Origin of the sequence: Caenimonas sp. SL110 (assembly GCF_001044395.1) — a bacterium.
Classification (GTDB): Bacteria; Pseudomonadota; Gammaproteobacteria; order Burkholderiales; family Burkholderiaceae_C; genus Ramlibacter.
Window position 1 is genome coordinate 105,440 of the sequence record NZ_JANU01000009.1, and the last position, 16,257, is coordinate 121,696.

A 16,257-nucleotide genomic window follows, 5' to 3' on the forward strand; every position below is an offset into this window, starting at 1 on the left:
TTCAGGCCCGATCTGCCACGCGCTCGCCCAGCAGCCCGGAAGGCCGCAGCGTCAACACGATGATCAGCACGATGAACGCAAAGATGTCGGAGTAGTGGCTGCCCAGAACACCGCCTGTGAGCGCCCCGATGTAGCCCGAGCCGATGGATTCGATCAGGCCCAGCAGGATGCCGCCAACCACCGCACCGGCGAGGTTGCCGATGCCTCCGAACACTGCGGCGGTGAATGCCTTGAGGCCGGGAAGAAAGCCCATGCCGTGCTGCACGGTGCCGTAGTTGGATGCGTACATCACGCCTGCAATCGTGGCGAGAATCGCGCCGATGATGAAGGTGGCCGAGATCACCATGTCGGGCTTGACGCCCATCAGCGCTGCGACGCGCGGGTTTTCTGCGGTGGCACGCATGGCCCGTCCGAGCTTGGTGAAGTTGACCAGGTACATCAGCACGGCCAGCGAGATGGCGGTGACGCCCAGGATCATGATCTGCGTCGGCGTGATCACTGCGCCCGCGACCTGGATCGGCGTTGCCGGCAGCAGCGTGGGGTACGGCTTGTAGTTCGGCTTGAAGATGATCATCGCCAGCGTCTGCAGCAGGATCGACATGCCGATGGCGGTGATCAGGGGCGCCAGCTTGGGGCTGTTGCGAAGCGGCCGGTACGCGATCTTCTCGATCGTGAAATTGAGCGCCGATGTCACGACGCACGAGATGACCAGGGCAATGAGCAATATCAGCCAGCCCGGCATCCAGGGCACCGATTCCTGCATGGTCACGATGATCGACCAGCTGGTGAGGGCACCGACCATGAGCACCTCGCCGTGCGCGAAGTTGATCAGGTTGATGATGCCGTACACCATGGTGTAGCCCAGGGCCACCAGGGCATACATGCTGCCCAGGACCAGACCGTTGATGATCTGCTGCAGCAGAATTTCCATATTGCTTTCTCCGTTTTTCCCAGCTATCCCCACCTAGCAAAAAACCCGCCAAGGTACGCATGGGCGGGTTTCTGGTGTGCGATTGTAGCCACGGGTTCTGTCACCCAAAATAGGTCATCGCCGGGGTTTACCCTTGGAAAGCACGCGCCATTCGTCTGGGTTGTTCACGGAGTCACTTCACGCCGTCATTCAACTTTCGCAGCTCCCTCAGGCGATCACCAATCCTGATCTCGAGCCCGCGTTCGACCGGCCGATAAAACTCTGGTGGAGCCATCCCTTCGGGCAGGTAGTTCTCACCTGCTGCAAACCCGCCCTGCTCGTCGTGCGCATACCGGTAATCCTTGCCGTAATCCAGCTCCTTCATCAGCCGGGTCGGCGCGTTGCGCAAGTGGAGCGGCACAGGCAATGTGCCCTGTTTCGCGATCGCTGCCTTGGCTTCATTGAACGCGACATAGACCGCATTCGACTTGGGTGCGATGGCCAGGTAGATCACGCACTGCGCCAGCGCGAGCTCGCCTTCGGGTGAGCCAAGACGCTCGTATACCTCGGCCGCATCCAGTGCCATGCGCAGCGCGCGCGGGTCGGCCAGGCCAACGTCTTCGGCGGCCATGCGAATCAGCCGGCGTGCCATGTAGAGCGGGTCAGCACCGCCATCGAGCATGCGCATGAACCAGTACAGCGACGCATCGGGGTCCGACCCACGCACCGATTTGTGCAGCGCGCTGATGGTGTCGTAGAACTGCTCGCCGCCCTTGTCATAGCGACGCATCCGTTCGCCGAGCACCCGAAGCAGCCAGTCGTCCGTGATCGAGGCGAGCTTTTCAGTCTTTGCCGCGACCGCAAGCGTCTCCAGCGTGTTGAGCAGGCGTCTCGCATCGCCGTCCGCATAGGACAGCAGGCGGTCTTCAGCGGGCTTGTCGATGGCTGGCACGGCATCGATCGCCTGCGCCTTTCGCACGATCTGGCGCAGGTCATCTTCCGTCAGCGGTTGCAGCACATAGACCGCTGCTCGCGACAGCAGCGCCGAGTTCACTTCGAATGAGGGGTTCTCGGTGGTTGCGCCGATGAAGGTGAAGAGCCCCGACTCGACATGCGGAAGGAATGCGTCCTGCTGGCTCTTGTTGAAGCGGTGCACCTCATCGACGAACACGATGGTGCGACGCCCGCCCGCACCCGATGCGGCCTCCAGCGCTGTGCCTTGCGCAATCTGCGCCTGCTCGACGGCTTCGCGAATGTCCTTCACGCCGCCCAGCACAGCGCTGATCGTGATGAACTGCGCGTCAAATGCGTCGGCCATCAAACGCGCGATGGTTGTCTTGCCGGTACCCGGCGGACCCCAGAGGATGCAGCTGTGCGGCTGCCCCGATTCGAACGCGATGCGAAGCGGCATGCCTTCGCCCAGCAGATGCTGCTGGCCTATGACCTCACCCAGCGTTTTGGGACGAAGGCGTTCGGCCAGGGGCTGGTGAGATTTGGGGACTGTCTTGGGCACTTGCGAAGTCTATAGGCCTGAGTGCCGGATTTGATCCGACATCCAGCGCGAAGCGGAAGCGGCGCCTGATCGGGGATGGATTGCGGGTCAAGCCCGCAATGACAGCCCACCCGGTTGTCATGCCGGACTCGATCCGGCATCCACCGCGAAGCGGCGACTGCGCTTGAGCACCGCCGTTACTGCTTGATGACGTCAGAGTTCTGCGGCGGCTTGAAGTTGAAAACCTCCGGGCCTACCGACGCATTCGTATCCATCTTGTTGAACGTCATCACCGACTTCTGGCCGAATCCATCCAGGATCTCCAGCGCCGCGAGCTCAGTGCCGCGAAAGCCGACCTTGATGTAGTTCAACTGGCCTTCCTTGACCCTGGGCGTGGCCTGCACCCATTGCATGCCATTGGCGTCCGGCGCGGCTTCGAGGTTGAAGTCCTTGCGCAGCGTGGCGAGGTCGGGAGCCGACGCGATCAACGCCGCAGGGGTCTGAGCCAGCACTTGCGCCTGCTTGCGCTGGGTGACCTGCCGCAAGTCAGCGTCATAGAGCCACAAGGTCTGGCCATCGGCCACGATGGTTTGCTCGAACGGCTTTTTGTAGTTGAAGCGGAAACGATTCGGGCGCACGAATTCGAAAGTGCCCGATGAGTTTTTGGTTCTCGCGGCCTGGCCTTCCTTGGCGGGTGCAGTGACGGCTTGCGTGAATTCGGCGCGGCCGCTTTTTGCGTTCTTCACAAACGATTCCAACGCGTCCAGGCCACTCGCGTGGGCCGCCCATGCACAGGCAGCAAGTCCCAGGGTCAACAGAGTCTTTTTCATGCGTACATTTTCAGGCAGCCGTGTGTGGAGCCGGTGTAGGCCATGCTCCCGTTTGGTTGCGTTCGTAACCAGACGTTCTTTCGCGCTTTGCTTATTCGCGCGTTCCTCATTCGCGATTGGGCACCAATATTTCGCGCTGGCCGCTTCCGCTCATGGCACTGACGAGCCCGGCCTTCTCCATGTCTTCCACCAGGCGAGCGGCGCGGTTGTAGCCGATCTTCAGGTGACGCTGCACGAGCGAAATGCTGGCTTTCTTGTTCTTGAGCACCACTTCCACCGCCTGGTCGTACATCGGGTCTTTCTCGCCGCCCGATGCCCCGTCGCCGCCTTCGCCGTCCTCATCGACCGTTCCGCCTTCGAGCACGCCCTCGATGTAGTTCGGCTCTCCGCCTTGCGCCTTGAGGTAGGCCACGACGCGGTGAACTTCTTCATCGGACACGAACGCACCGTGCACACGAATCGGAAACCCCGTGCCGCTGGGCATGTACAGCATGTCGCCCATGCCGAGCAGGGCCTCGGCGCCCATCTGGTCCAGGATGGTGCGGCTGTCGATCTTGCTGGAAACCTGGAATGAAATGCGGGTCGGAATGTTGGCCTTGATCAGGCCGGTGATCACGTCCACGCTGGGACGTTGAGTTGCAAGGATGAGGTGGATACCCGCAGCACGGGCCTTCTGTGCCAGCCGTGCGATCAGTTCCTCGATCTTCTTGCCCACCACCATCATCAGGTCAGCGAGCTCATCGATGATGACGACGATGTGCGGCAACCGCTCGAGTGGCTCGGGGCTGTCGGGCGTCAGGCTGAACGGGTTGTAGATGAACTGCTCTTTGGCCTTGGCTTCGTCGATCTTGACGTTGTAGCCCGCCAGGTTGCGAACGCCCATCTTGGACATCAGCTTGTAACGGCGCTCCATTTCGCCGACGCACCAGTTCAGCCCGTGCGCCGCCTGCCGCATGTCGGTCACCACGGGTGCGAGCAGGTGCGGAATGCCTTCGTACACCGACATTTCCAGCATCTTCGGGTCGATCATGAGCAAGCGAACGTCACGCGCTTCGGCCTTGTACAGCAGCGACAGGATCATCGAGTTGATACCCACCGATTTGCCTGAGCCGGTCGTGCCTGCCACCAGCACGTGCGGCATCTTGGCAAGGTCGGCCACGACCGGATTGCCGATGATGTCCTTGCCCAGGCCCATCGTCAGCATGGACTTGGCCTCGTTGTACACCTGTGAGCCGAGGATCTCCGACAGGCGAATCGACTGCCGCTTGGCGTTGGGCAACTCCAGCGCCATGAAGTTCTTGCCGGGAATCGTTTCGATCACGCGGATGGAAACCAGGCTGAGCGACCGCGCCAGGTCCTTCGCGAGATTCACAACCTGCGAACCCTTGACGCCGGTGGCCGGTTCGATCTCGTAGCGCGTGATGACAGGGCCCGGCTGTGCGAGCACCACCCGAACTTCGACGCCGAAATCCTTGAGCTTCTTCTCGATGAGGCGGCTGGTCATCTCCAGCGTTTCGTTGGACACGGTTTCCTGGCGGCCGGTCGGTCCATCCAGCAGATCGACCTGCGGCAGCTTGGAGTCGGGCAGTTCGGTGAACAGGGGCTTTTGCCTTTCCTTGGCAACCCGCTCGCTCTTGGGCAGTTCCAGGATCACAGGCTCGATGAGCACAGGCGTCGGGTGGTGCCCCTCGATCTCGATACGCTCTTCAATCAGCACTTCCTCGCGCTGGCGAGCGGCTTGCTGCCCCAGCGCAACGTCTTGCGCTACCTCACGCTTTTCGCGGCGCGATTCGAAAAACGCATAGACACGCGCGCCCAGTTGCTCGGCCACCTGGCTCCACGAGAAACGAAACACGATCGCTGCCCCCAGCACCACCAGCGCCACGAAGACAAGGCCGGAACCGGTAAAGCCCAGCCACTTCACGCCAACAGGGCCGATGAGCGATCCGAGCGCGCCGCCTGCATGGTCGGGCAGCCGGGCTTCAAAGCGATAGAGCCGCGACCACTCCAGCGCCGTGCTCGCGCAGAGCAGCACCGCCAGACCGATCCAGAAGGCAAGCCGCGTGCGGGTGAAGGGCTCGTGCGCCGGGTGGGTCGGCTCGCCACGCATCCAGTGCGCCAGTGTCGCAAGCCACGATCGCACGGCGGCGGCAAAGCACCACCAGGCCGAAAAACCCAGCACGAAGTAGCTGGCGTCCGCGAGCAACGCGCCCAGGCGTCCGCCCCAGTTGCGAATGGCCGCGCCCGACCCTGATGTCGAGAACGCCGCGTCCTGCGCCGAGTAGCTCACCAGGGCGAGCAGCCAGAAAACCAGGCCAAGAAGCCCCAGGACGAGGATGAATTCGTGCGCGAAGCGGCCCGCGCCCTGGCGCGGCGCAGGGGCTCCGGCCGATGTGTTGTTCAGTGTGTTGAGCGAATACGTCATTAAAAACCGTCGTTGTTCTGGCGGGCTTGACGCGCGATCCAGTGGACCCCGGACATCATCCGGGATGACAGCTTTTTACCCCAACGTGGTGAGGCGATCCTTGATCAGCATGGAGCCGTCTTCCCGGGTCTCGATGAAGCCGCGGTCTTCCAGGTCTTTCATCACGCGGCTGACCATCTCGCGCGACGCGCCGACCATCTTGGCGATGTCCTGGCGAGAGATGCGGTCCTTGATGGTCAGCAAGCCCTCGCGGTCGGGAATGGCAAATTCAAGCAGCGCACGCGCGACCCGGCCATAAACATCCATGAGCGCGAGCGACTCGATCTTGCGGTCGGCCTGCCGCAGCCGCTGGACCAGGCCTTTCATGATGGCGTAGGCCATCGAGCTGTTTTCGGGCAGGCAGCGGGCAAACTCCGCACGTCCGAGCGCCAGCATGTCGGTCTGCACCTCTGCACGCACGCTGGCCGAATGAGCCTCGTTGTCGATCAGGCTCATCTCGCCGATGTAGTCCCCGGGCTGCAAGGTTGCCAGGATGACCTCACGGCCGCGCTTGTCGGAGGTGACGACGCGGACACGGCCCGTCAGGATGATGAACAGCGTGTTGGACTTTTCGCCCTGCTCGACGATGACCTCACCGCGTTTGAACCGGCGCTTGGAGACGGCGTCCGCAACCGACTCGGCCTGGTTGGCTGTCAGCAACGCGAACAGCGGAACCCTGCGTATCAGTTCGAGGTTGGACAGCATCGACATTCTTCAATCCCTTTCGGCGGCAAGCCCAGGCGATGGGTTCTTACAATCGGCTTCATTGAATCCGGCCGGCGAGACGCAACGCGCAAAGGGTTGATACTTGCCGTACGGCCCCGAAATGTACACCCCGCTGTGGCATTTTCCACACAAGCTTTCATCATGCCCAATTCCAAACACGCCAAAGTCCTCATCCTCGGTTCCGGCCCCGCCGGCTACACCGCTGCCGTCTATGCGGCGCGCGCCAATCTCAATCCCGTCCTGGTGACCGGCATCGCGCAGGGCGGCCAGCTGATGACCACCACCGATGTCGATAACTGGCCGGCGGACGCGATGGGCGTGCAGGGACCTGAGCTGATGGAGCGATTCCAGAAGCACGCGGAACGCTTCAAGACCGAAATCATCTTCGACCACATCAACGCGGTCGATTTCAGCAAGCGTCCCTTCGTCCTGAAGGGCGACAGCAACGAATTCACCGCAGACGCCGTGATCCTGGCGACCGGCGCATCGGCCAAGTACCTGGGCCTGCCGTCCGAAAGCGCCTTCATGGGCCGTGGCGTGTCGGGTTGCGCAACTTGCGACGGATTTTTCTATCGCGGCCAGGTGACCTGCGTGGTGGGCGGCGGCAACACCGCTGTCGAAGAGGCCCTGTATCTGTCCAACATCGCGAGCAAGGTGTATCTGGTCCATCGCCGCGACAAGTTCAAGGCCGAGCCCATCCTCGTCGACAAGCTGATGGACAAGGTCGCGGCAGGCAAGATCGAGCTCAAGCTCTTCAAGACCCTTGATGAAGTCCTGGGCGACGCCAGCGGCGTGACCGGCATCCGCCTGAAAGACACCAAGTCGGGCGAAACCGAGGACCTGACGCTTCAGGGCTGCTTCATTGCCATCGGCCACCAGCCCAACACCGACATCTTCAAGGGCCAGCTGGAGATGAAAGACGGTTACATCGTGACCAAATCGGGACTGCAAGGCTTTGCCACGATGACCAGCGTGCCGGGTGTCTTTGCCGCAGGCGATGTGCAGGATCACGTGTACCGCCAGGCCATTACCAGCGCGGGAACAGGGTGCATGGCAGCACTGGACGCCCAGCGATTTCTGGAGCAAGACGCTTAAGCAACAAGGCGCATCAGGCGGGCTATAATTCGAGGCTTCGTCAAAAACCGCCTGGGAAGGTGTTTTTTGGCAATCTAGCCGTCAAGGCTACGGGTTACCGCCACCCTTTCTGGCGAGGTCAGGTGAGAGCGAGGACGGGGCGTCAATGCCTCAGCCGCCAGTGATCACCGTTTGAAGTGAATGGAGTGCTTATGGCACGCGTCTGCGACGTAACGGGCAAAGGCCCGATGGTCGGAAACAATGTTTCCCACGCCAACAACAAAACCAAGCGCCGGTTCCTGCCGAACCTGCAATATCGCCGTTTCTGGGTCGAGACTGAAAACCGTTGGGTTCGCCTGCGTGTTTCCGGCGCCGCTTTGCGCCTGATCGACAAGAATGGTATTGATGCCGTGCTCGCAGACCTGCGTGCCCGCGGCCAGGCTTAAGGAGCACTGACATGGCAAGCAAAGGCGGACGCGAAAAGATCAAGCTGGAATCCACTGCGGGTACCGGCCACTTCTACACCACCAGCAAGAACAAGAAGACGATGCCTGAAAAAATGGCCATCATGAAGTTCGATCCCAAGGCTCGCAAGCACGTCGAGTACAAGGAAATCAAGCTGAAGTGACCCCAGGCGCCGCACGGTGCCGGTCGTTTTTTCGGGCGGGAGCCTGAACCCAGAAAAGCCCTGCAATCAGTTGCAGGGCTTTTTTTATTTCCGAACCGGGATGTAACAGCTCGTTGCAACCGTCGTTAGCATGCTTAAATCCGGCTCGCGGAGGCTTGTACACGATCTGCGCGTGGTGACTCCGTGACTTCAACCAAACCGGAGCATCCATGATTGACAATTCCGCGCTTGCGTTTTCTACAAGCGTATCCAGTGGCATCGACTCGGCCCCCGTGTTCTCACTCGATGCGCCTGGCACCTGGACCAGCCACCAGTCAAACGCCGAAGACTACGGCTCCCGCGTGCTGGTCCAGCCGGACGGCAAGATCATCATCATCGGCAAGATCGGCGGCTCGCCGACCAGCCAGGTGCTGGTGCAGCGGTTCAATGCCGACGGCACGCTCGACCTCACCTTCAATGCAGGCGCGACCTCCATCGCGACACTTCCCGCCAACGCCTTCATTCAGGGTGCAGCCCTGGATGCGGACGGCAACATCCTGATTGCCGCATCGGCCATTCGCACGGCCAACTTCAACCAGTTCGTGCTCGTCCGGCTCACGCCTGAGGGCGCCCTGGACACCACTTTCGATTCCGACAGCATTGCGCTGACCCAGATCGGCACACGAAGCGATGTTCCGCGCACGATGCTGGTCCAGGCCGACGGGCAGATCATCCTGGCGGGCAGCACCCAAACGGACACATCGTCATTGACCCGCGACTTTGCCTTTGTCCGCTACAACGCGGACGGCAGCCTGGACACCACGTTCGACACCGATGGCATCCTGACGTCGGCCTCGCCCGGAAGCTCCGACGCTGTCACCGGCATGGTCGAGCTCGCTGATGGCGGCTTCATGGCTGTCGCCACTCGCGCCGTGACCGGGGTGTCGAACAGCGTGGTGCTCATCAAGTACAACAGCAATGCAGCGGTGGACACCACTTTCGGCACCGATGGAATGCAAACCGTCGCGATCAGCGCCACATCTTCGGCATTTGCAAGCAACGGACTCATCGCCCAGGACGACGGCAAGTTCGTCGTCACCGGGTCTGAGGATCGCGGCCTTGGCGACGGCTCCTCGACGGGCTTCGTCATGCGATTCAATGCCAACGGCACGCCCGATGCCTCCTTCGGGACCGACGGCAAAGTGGTGGTGCAACTGGGCACGCTCATCGACCAGGTCCTGGCCGTGGTCCAGCAGGACGACGGCAAGCTCGTGGTGAGCGGCCTGTCGTTCTACTCGGGCACGTCCAACCATGGCTTCATCGCGCGGTTCAACGAGAACGGCACCCTCGACACCACGTTCAGCACCGATGGGGTGGCCTGGTCGCCCTTCCCGTCGCCCGCCGACGACGCCTTCCAGAACCTCGCATTGCAGGCCGACGGCAAGATCGTGGTCACCGGTTTTCGCGCGCACACCGGTACCCCCTATCCGGAAGACTACGACAGGGTGCTGCTGCGCTACAACGCCGATGGCACGCTCGACACCACGTTCAACAATGCATACAGCCTTGGAGAAGCGGTCTCGTACACCGAGAACGCAGGCGCCATCGTTCTCGATGCGACGGCCCAGGTTTACGACGCTGAACTGACCGCTCAGGACAGCTATGGCGGATCGACACTTACGCTGTCCAGGCATGGCGGTGCGTCGGCAGACGACGTGTTCGGCTCCAGCGGCGAGATATCCCTCGCGGACGGCAACGTGCTGATCGGCGCGACGGTCGTCGGCACGTTCTCCAGTGGCAACGGATCGATTTCAATCCAGTTCGCCGCTGACACCACCCAGGCTCAAGTCAATTCCGTGATGTCGGGTCTCACCTACGCCAACACGTCCGACGCGCCGGGTACTTCGGTCACCATCGACTGGGTGTTCAGCGACGGTAACGTCGCGGGCGGCCAGGGCACAGGCGGCGTGATGTCGGCGACCGGGACCACGACGATAGCGATCAGTCAGACCAACGACCTCCTTCTGGGCGACGTGGGGATCTCGGGGGCCGCAGTGGTTGGCAAGCGACTCACCGTTGATTCGTCCTTGTCCGACGCCGACGGCCTGGGTGCCTTTAGCTATCAATGGCTACGCGGCGAAACGCCCATTCCCGACGCGAACGCTTCCACCTACACCGTGAAGGCGGCCGACATCGGCTTCCAGCTGCGCGTCACGGTGAGCTATGTTGACGGTGGCGGCACCAGCGAATCTGAAACCTCCAGCGCAACCGTCGCGGTCGGCATCGCGGTCACACCTCAACCCGGCACACATGAAGTGATCGGAACTTCAGGCAACGACCAACTGCTTTCCGGTCGCGGCCGGGACGACATGATCGGCGGCGCCGGAGACGACGTGTACTACGTGAACCAGGGCGGGGACACCATCTTTGAAGAAATGAACGGTGGATTCGATACCGTCATTGCCAAAACCAGCTACACGCTTGCCGACAACGTCGAGAACCTCACGCTCACGGGGGACGAGGACCTGCGTGCGACGGGCAATGAACTGGACAACACCATCACGGGCAACAATGGCGACAACCGGATCGTGGGCGGCCTGGGCGCTGACGTGCTGACAGGCGGCCAGGGCGAAGACAAGTTCATGTTCCTCAGCACTGCGGACAGCAGCGGATACAAATCGATCGACGTCATTACCGACTTTTCATCCGAGCAGGCGGACGTGATCCACCTGAAGACCATTGACGCCGATCCCTCGCGTCTTGGCAACCAGGCGTTCCGGTTCATCGGCAGTGATGACTTCAGCGCGACCAACGCCGCTGGGCAGGTCCGGTTCGATCCGGTAACCCAGACCATCTACGCGAGCACCGATGCGGATGCCGATGCGGAGTTGGCGATTCAGGTCGTGGGTGTCGAAACGCTCTCAAGCGAAGACTTCGTGCTCTAGGCAATCGCCGCGCAAACAGAAAAGCCCCGCATGCGGGGCTTTTTTCATGGGCTAGTGAAGCTCAGTGCGCGGCGCGCAACTTCATCGAGAACTGCTGCAGCGCAACGATGCCGCTTTCTTCTGCTCGCCGGCACCAGGCCTGCAGGTCCAGCGCCAGCTGCTCGCGCGATTGCGAGGTGTTCAGCCACATCTGGCGCAGCTCTTCGCGCATGGTGACCATCTTGTCCAGCACGGGATGCGCAGCGCGGGCTTGTGCCAGCTGCGGACGGGCCGCTTCAGGCACCTTGTCATCGTCTCGGTGCATCCAGCGCTTGGCGTTCTTGAGAATCGACACATCCGCATTCTTGGCTTTCATCGCAGCCAATTCATCCTGGCAGGCGCGACGCAGTTCGCGTGCATAGCCAGCCATGACTTCGTAGCGGTTGGCAATCAATGCCTCCAGCGTCTTTTCGTCGGCGACCGGCTTGATCGCGCCCAGTTGCAGCTTGGGCGGCACCTTCTTGACCGTGGCCCAGCCGATCTTGGTCATCATCGTGATGTACATCCAGCCGATGTCGAACTCGTACGGCTTGACCGAGAACTTGGCCGCCGTCGGATAGGTGTGGTGGTTGTTGTGCAGCTCTTCGCCGCCGATGATCACGCCCCAGGGCGAAACATTGGTGCTGGCGTCGGGCGCTTCAAAGTTGCGATAGCCCCAGTAGTGGCCGATGCCATTGATGATGCCGGCGGCGGTGATCGGAATCCAGATCATCTGGACAGCCCAGACGGTCAGGCCCAACATGCCAAACATGGCAACGTTCAGGATCAGCATCAGGCCGACGCCTTGCCAGCTGTAACGGGTGTACAGGTTGCGCTCGATCCAGTCGTCTGGCGTGCCCAGGCCGAACTTGGAAATGGTTTCCTTGTTCTTGGCTTCTGCGCGATACATCTCGGCGCCGCGCCAGAGCACGTTTTCGATGCCACGCGTCTGGGGGCTGTGCGGATCATCGACCGTCTCGCATTTGGCGTGGTGCTTGCGGTGGATGGCAACCCATTCCTTGGTGACCATCCCCGTACCCAGCCAGAGCCAGAAACGGAAGAAGTGTGACGGGATTGCGTGCAGGTCCATCGCCCGGTGGGCCTGGGCGCGGTGCAGGAAAATCGTGACGGCGGCAATGGTGATGTGGGTGGTCACCAGCGTGTACAGGAGCACCTGCCACCAGGTGAGGTTCCAGAGGCCGTGGCCAAGCCAATCCACAGCCGCGTTCAGCACGGCCCAGTCGGGAAGCATCATGTGAGGGAGTTCTCTCTCTTAAAAAAACAGTGTTGGACGAATCGCCCAAGCGATAGAGCGATTTTAAAGCGCAGGGTTCAATTACCTGCTGTGGTTATACCCAGCCAAGGGCAAATGACCTTGATCCAAGTCAATTTTTGACCCACAAAGCAGCGAAGAACCCGTCCGTAGCCTGCCGATGGGGCCATAAGCGCAGGAAATCAGCGCCGTTATCGCCGCCGCTGCAAAGCCTGTCGGCATCCTGAACCTTCAACTCCGACAGAACCTGACCGGCTGGAAGCGGCGTGAAGTCCTTGTTGGCCTCGGTGAAAGCGAGCGCGATCTGCTCGTTTTCCTGGGGCAGGACACTGCAGGTCGCATAGACCAGCCGTCCGCCAGACTTGAGCAACCTGGCGGCGCTTTGCAAGATGGCCGCCTGCTTGACCGTCATTTCCTCGACGGACTGCGGCGTCTGACGCCATTTCAGGTCGGGGTTGCGGCGCAAGGTGCCAAGTCCCGAACATGGCGCATCCACGAGCACACGATCGATCTTGCCGGCCAGCCGCTTGATGCGGTCGTCGCGCTCGTGGGCAATGGCGGCGGGATGCACATTGGAGAGCTTGCTGCGTGCCAGGCGCGGTTTGAGTGCGTCGAGGCGGTGAGCCGAGGTGTCAAATGCGTAGAGCCGCCCGGTGTTTCGCATCGATGCGCCAATGGCCAGCGTCTTGCCCCCCGCGCCGGCACAGAAATCGACAACCATTTCGCCCCGCTTGGCATCAAGCAGCAATGCCAGGAGCTGGGATCCTTCATCCTGAACTTCGATGGCGCCGCGCGCAAAGGCATCGACCTTCGTCAGCGCCGGCTTGGTGTCCAGCCGCAGGCCCCACGGCGAATACGGCGTCAGGCTGGACGGGATACCCGCCGCCTTCAGCTCCTTCTGGATTTCCGGCCGCTTGTCATTGAGCGTATTGACCCGCAGATCCAGCGGCGCTGGCTGGTTCAGGCTGTCCGCAAGTGCCCAGAACTCGCCGCCGAGCTGGTCCTTGAGTGGCTGCACGAGCCACTCCGGCAGGTTATGCCGATGCCGCTCGAGCAGGTCTTCGGTGCGGATCGAATCGCACTGGTCGAGCCACTTCTTTTCGGTTTCGGACAGCGCACTCTTCAGAAAATCACGCGGGCCGTGAAAACCCAGGATCGCCATCCGGCGCTCCTTGGGGCCGCTGCCTGAAGGCGACAGATGGTCGAACAGGAGCTTCTTGCGCAGCACCGTGAAAACGGTCTCCGCCAGCGTGGCGCGCTCGCGCGGCCCCAATGAACGGTTGTCACGAAAGTAGCGCGAAACGATCTGGTCGGCGGGGTGGTCAAAGCGCAGGACGAGCTTGACGAGTTCGGCGCAAGCGTCGAGAAGGGCTTTTGGATGCATGGCCCTATTGTCCCTGCAGGAGCGCCGCAATCGCGCGGGGATAAATCAGGTGCTCCTGCGTGAGCACGCGCGCGGCCAGGGAATCGGCCGTATCCCCGGGCAGCACCGGCACCACGGCCTGGTCCACGATGGGGCCGAAATCCAGCTCAGCCGTGACCTGGTGCACCGTAGCCCCCGCAAACCGGCAACCCGCATCAATCGCGCGCTGGTGGGTGTGCAAGCCGGGAAACGCGGGCAGCAGGGAAGGATGGATGTTCACCATGCGGCCCTGATAACGCTCGACAAACCCCGGCGTCAGGATGCGCATGAACCCCGCCAGCACCACCAGTGCAGGGTCATGCCGGTCGATCACCGTGGCAAGTTCGGCATCGAAAGCCTCGCGGCTGCCGAACTGCTTGTGGTCCACCACCTCGGTGGCAATCATCTGCTCACGTGCCAGCGCGAGGCCGCCGGCATCGGGGCGGTTGCTGATGACGGCGGCCACCTGGGCTCCCGGTGACTTGCGCCAACCGTCACGTTGGGAGGCCCGGACGATCGCCGCCATGTTGGAGCCGCCGCCAGAGATCAGAATCACGATGTTCTTCATTCACCCAATTATCCCAGCCATGCCCCTGCGCCCCCTGACTGACATCGAAGCCCGCGTTCTTGGCACCCTGATGGAGAAGGCGCGCACTGTGCCGGACAGCTATCCGCTCACGCTCAACTCACTGGTGGCCGGCTGCAACCAGAAATCCAGCCGCGACCCTGCGATGAACGTGACCGACGCACAGGCGCAGGAGGCGCTCGATTCGCTCAAGCTGCTGTCCCTCGTGTTCCAGTCCAGCGGCAGCCGGGTCGCCCGGTGGGAACACAACTTCCAGCGCGGCGTCGGCGTGCCGGAACAATCGGCGGTGCTGCTGGGCCTGCTGATGCTGCGGGGGCCGCAGACCGCAGGCGAACTGCGCATCAACACCGAGCGCTGGTACAAGTTTGCCGATATCTCCTCGGTCGAGGCGTTTCTGGATGAGCTGCAGGAGCGCCCCGAGGAAAAGGGCGGGCCATTGACGGTGAAACTGCCCCGCGCCCCCGGTGCCCGCGAACAACGCTGGGCCCACCTGCTGTGCGGGCCGGTGGACATGACGGCCGCGCAAGCCGACTCATCCGCGTCCCCAGCCGATGCAGGCTTGCAATCGCGCGTGGCGGCGCTGGAAGAAGAAGTCGCCACCCTGCGCTCGGCCCTGCAAAACGTGTACGACCAACTCGGCATGTCACAACCCGGACAGGACAAATAGCACGACCGTGCAGATAATGGGCGCGCATAGTCGACGCGCACAGTGAACGCGTGACGAACGGAGACAACTCATGGATTTGGCATTCACCCCCGAAGAACAGAAATTCCGCGAAGACGTACGCGCCTGGGTACGCAGCAATTTGCCGGAAGACATCTCCAAGAAGGTGCACAACGCCCTTCGCCTGTCGCGTGACGACATGCAGAAATGGGCGCGCATCCTGGGCAAGAAAGGCTGGCTCGGATACGGCTGGCCGGCGCAGTTTGGCGGCCCCGGCTGGAACTCGATCCAGAAGCACCTGTTCGAGGAAGAAACGGCGCTGGCCGGCGCGCCTCGCATCGTGCCCTTCGGCCCGGTGATGGTCGCTCCGGTCATCATGGCGTTCGGCAGCCCCGAGCAGCAACAGCGCTTTTTACCCGGCATCGCCAGCGGCGAAGTCTGGTGGAGCCAGGGTTACAGCGAGCCGGGCTCCGGCTCTGACCTGGCGTCCCTCAAGACCCGCGCCGAGCGCAAGGGCGACAAGTACATCGTCAACGGCCAGAAGACCTGGACCACCCTCGCCCAATACGGCGACTGGATCTTCTGCCTGGTTCGCACCAGCACCGAAGGCAAGCCGCAAACCGGCATTTCCTTCCTGCTGATCGACATGAAATCGCCCGGCGTCACGGTGCGCCCGATCATCATGCTCGACGGCGAGCACGAGGTGAATGAGGTGTTCTTCGACAACGTCGAAGTGCCCGCCGAAAACCTGATCGGCGAAGAGAACAAAGGCTGGACCTACGCCAAGCACCTGCTCTCGCATGAGCGCACCAACATCGCCGACGTCAACCGCGCCAAGCGCGAACTCGAGCGGGTCAAGCGCATCGCCAAGGCCGAAGGCGTCTATGAAGACAGGCGCTTTCGCGACGAAATCGCCAGGCTCGAAGTGGATGTGGTCGCGCTCGAAATGATGGTGCTGCGCGTGCTGGCCGCCGAGAAGTCGGGCAAGAATTCGCTGGACATCGCAGGCCTGCTCAAGATCAAGGGCAGTGAAATCCAGCAGCGCTACACCGAACTCATGATGCTGGCCGCCGGCCCCTACGCCGTGCCCTTCATCCAGGAAGCGATGGAAGCAGGCTGGCAAGGCGACTACGTCGGCGCTGCGCACGTGGCGCCGCTCGCATCGACCTACTTCAACATGCGCAAGACCACCATCTACGGCGGCTCGAACGAAGTGCAGCGAAACATCGTTGCGCAAGTCGTTCTCGGCTGAACCAACGCCACCTG

At 62.0% G+C, this 16,257-nt stretch carries 14 protein-coding genes; 6 read left to right on the forward strand and 8 right to left on the reverse strand.

The window, feature by feature from the left end; genetic code table 11:
- Position 1: 1 nt before the first annotated feature.
- The 5 genes from AQ12_RS06595 to AQ12_RS06615 form a co-directional block, all read right to left on the reverse strand.
- Positions 2–931 carry a branched-chain amino acid ABC transporter permease gene (locus tag AQ12_RS06595; RefSeq protein ID WP_048439081.1) on the reverse strand — a complete coding sequence of 310 codons (930 nt, stop codon included), beginning with the start codon at positions 929–931 and terminating at the stop codon, positions 2–4.
- Between the two features lie 172 nt (positions 932–1,103).
- Positions 1,104–2,423: a replication-associated recombination protein A gene (locus tag AQ12_RS06600; protein ID WP_048439082.1), complete on the reverse strand. Its 1,320-nt coding sequence runs from the start codon at positions 2,421–2,423 to the stop codon at positions 1,104–1,106.
- 176 nt (positions 2,424–2,599) lie between these two features.
- Complete coding sequence (gene lolA / locus AQ12_RS06605; RefSeq protein WP_048439083.1) at positions 2,600–3,232, reverse strand: outer membrane lipoprotein chaperone LolA; 633 nt, start codon at positions 3,230–3,232, stop codon at positions 2,600–2,602.
- A 106-nt stretch (positions 3,233–3,338) separates the two neighbouring features.
- On the reverse strand, positions 3,339–5,657 hold the full coding sequence (locus AQ12_RS06610) for a DNA translocase FtsK (RefSeq protein ID WP_048439084.1): 2,319 nt from the start codon (positions 5,655–5,657) through the stop codon (positions 3,339–3,341).
- A gap of 75 nt (positions 5,658–5,732) precedes the next feature.
- Positions 5,733–6,407, reverse strand: a complete 675-nt coding sequence (locus tag AQ12_RS06615; RefSeq protein ID WP_048439085.1) for a Crp/Fnr family transcriptional regulator — start codon at positions 6,405–6,407, stop codon at positions 5,733–5,735.
- A 156-nt stretch (positions 6,408–6,563) separates the two neighbouring features.
- On the opposite strand from AQ12_RS06615, the gene trxB reads away from it, so the two are divergent.
- The 4 genes from trxB to AQ12_RS21970 all read left to right on the forward strand — a co-directional run bounded on the left by trxB (position 6,564) and on the right by AQ12_RS21970 (position 11,048).
- Positions 6,564–7,517, forward strand: a complete 954-nt coding sequence (gene trxB / locus AQ12_RS06620) for a thioredoxin-disulfide reductase (protein WP_048439148.1) — start codon at positions 6,564–6,566, stop codon at positions 7,515–7,517.
- 191 nt (positions 7,518–7,708) lie between these two features.
- Positions 7,709–7,942, forward strand: coding sequence for a 50S ribosomal protein L28 (gene rpmB / locus AQ12_RS06625; RefSeq protein WP_048439086.1), 234 nt, complete (start codon positions 7,709–7,711; stop codon positions 7,940–7,942).
- A gap of 11 nt (positions 7,943–7,953) precedes the next feature.
- Positions 7,954–8,124 (forward strand): 50S ribosomal protein L33, encoded by a 171-nt coding sequence (gene rpmG, locus AQ12_RS06630; protein WP_048439087.1) that lies wholly within the window; start codon positions 7,954–7,956, stop codon positions 8,122–8,124.
- Between the two features lie 209 nt (positions 8,125–8,333).
- On the forward strand, positions 8,334–11,048 hold the full coding sequence (locus AQ12_RS21970) for a hypothetical protein (protein WP_053076586.1): 2,715 nt from the start codon (positions 8,334–8,336) through the stop codon (positions 11,046–11,048).
- A gap of 61 nt (positions 11,049–11,109) precedes the next feature.
- Here AQ12_RS21970 and AQ12_RS06640 read toward each other — a convergent pair whose 3' ends face one another.
- The 3 genes from AQ12_RS06640 to purN form a co-directional block, all read right to left on the reverse strand.
- Positions 11,110–12,321, reverse strand: a complete 1,212-nt coding sequence (locus tag AQ12_RS06640; protein ID WP_048439088.1) for a fatty acid desaturase — start codon at positions 12,319–12,321, stop codon at positions 11,110–11,112.
- Positions 12,322–12,451: 130 nt separating this feature from the next.
- Entirely contained in the window at positions 12,452–13,723 is a 1,272-nt protein-coding gene (locus AQ12_RS06645; protein ID WP_048439089.1) for an RsmB/NOP family class I SAM-dependent RNA methyltransferase, read from the reverse strand.
- A gap of 4 nt (positions 13,724–13,727) precedes the next feature.
- On the reverse strand, positions 13,728–14,309 hold the full coding sequence (gene purN, locus AQ12_RS06650; RefSeq protein ID WP_048439090.1) for a phosphoribosylglycinamide formyltransferase: 582 nt from the start codon (positions 14,307–14,309) through the stop codon (positions 13,728–13,730).
- A 19-nt stretch (positions 14,310–14,328) separates the two neighbouring features.
- Between purN and AQ12_RS06655 the strand changes: the two genes are divergently transcribed.
- Entirely contained in the window at positions 14,329–14,994 is a 666-nt protein-coding gene (locus tag AQ12_RS06655) for a YceH family protein (protein ID WP_048439091.1), read from the forward strand.
- 70 nt (positions 14,995–15,064) lie between these two features.
- Positions 15,065–16,243, forward strand: a complete 1,179-nt coding sequence (locus tag AQ12_RS06660; protein WP_048439092.1) for an acyl-CoA dehydrogenase family protein — start codon at positions 15,065–15,067, stop codon at positions 16,241–16,243.
- Positions 16,244–16,257 lie beyond the last annotated feature (14 nt).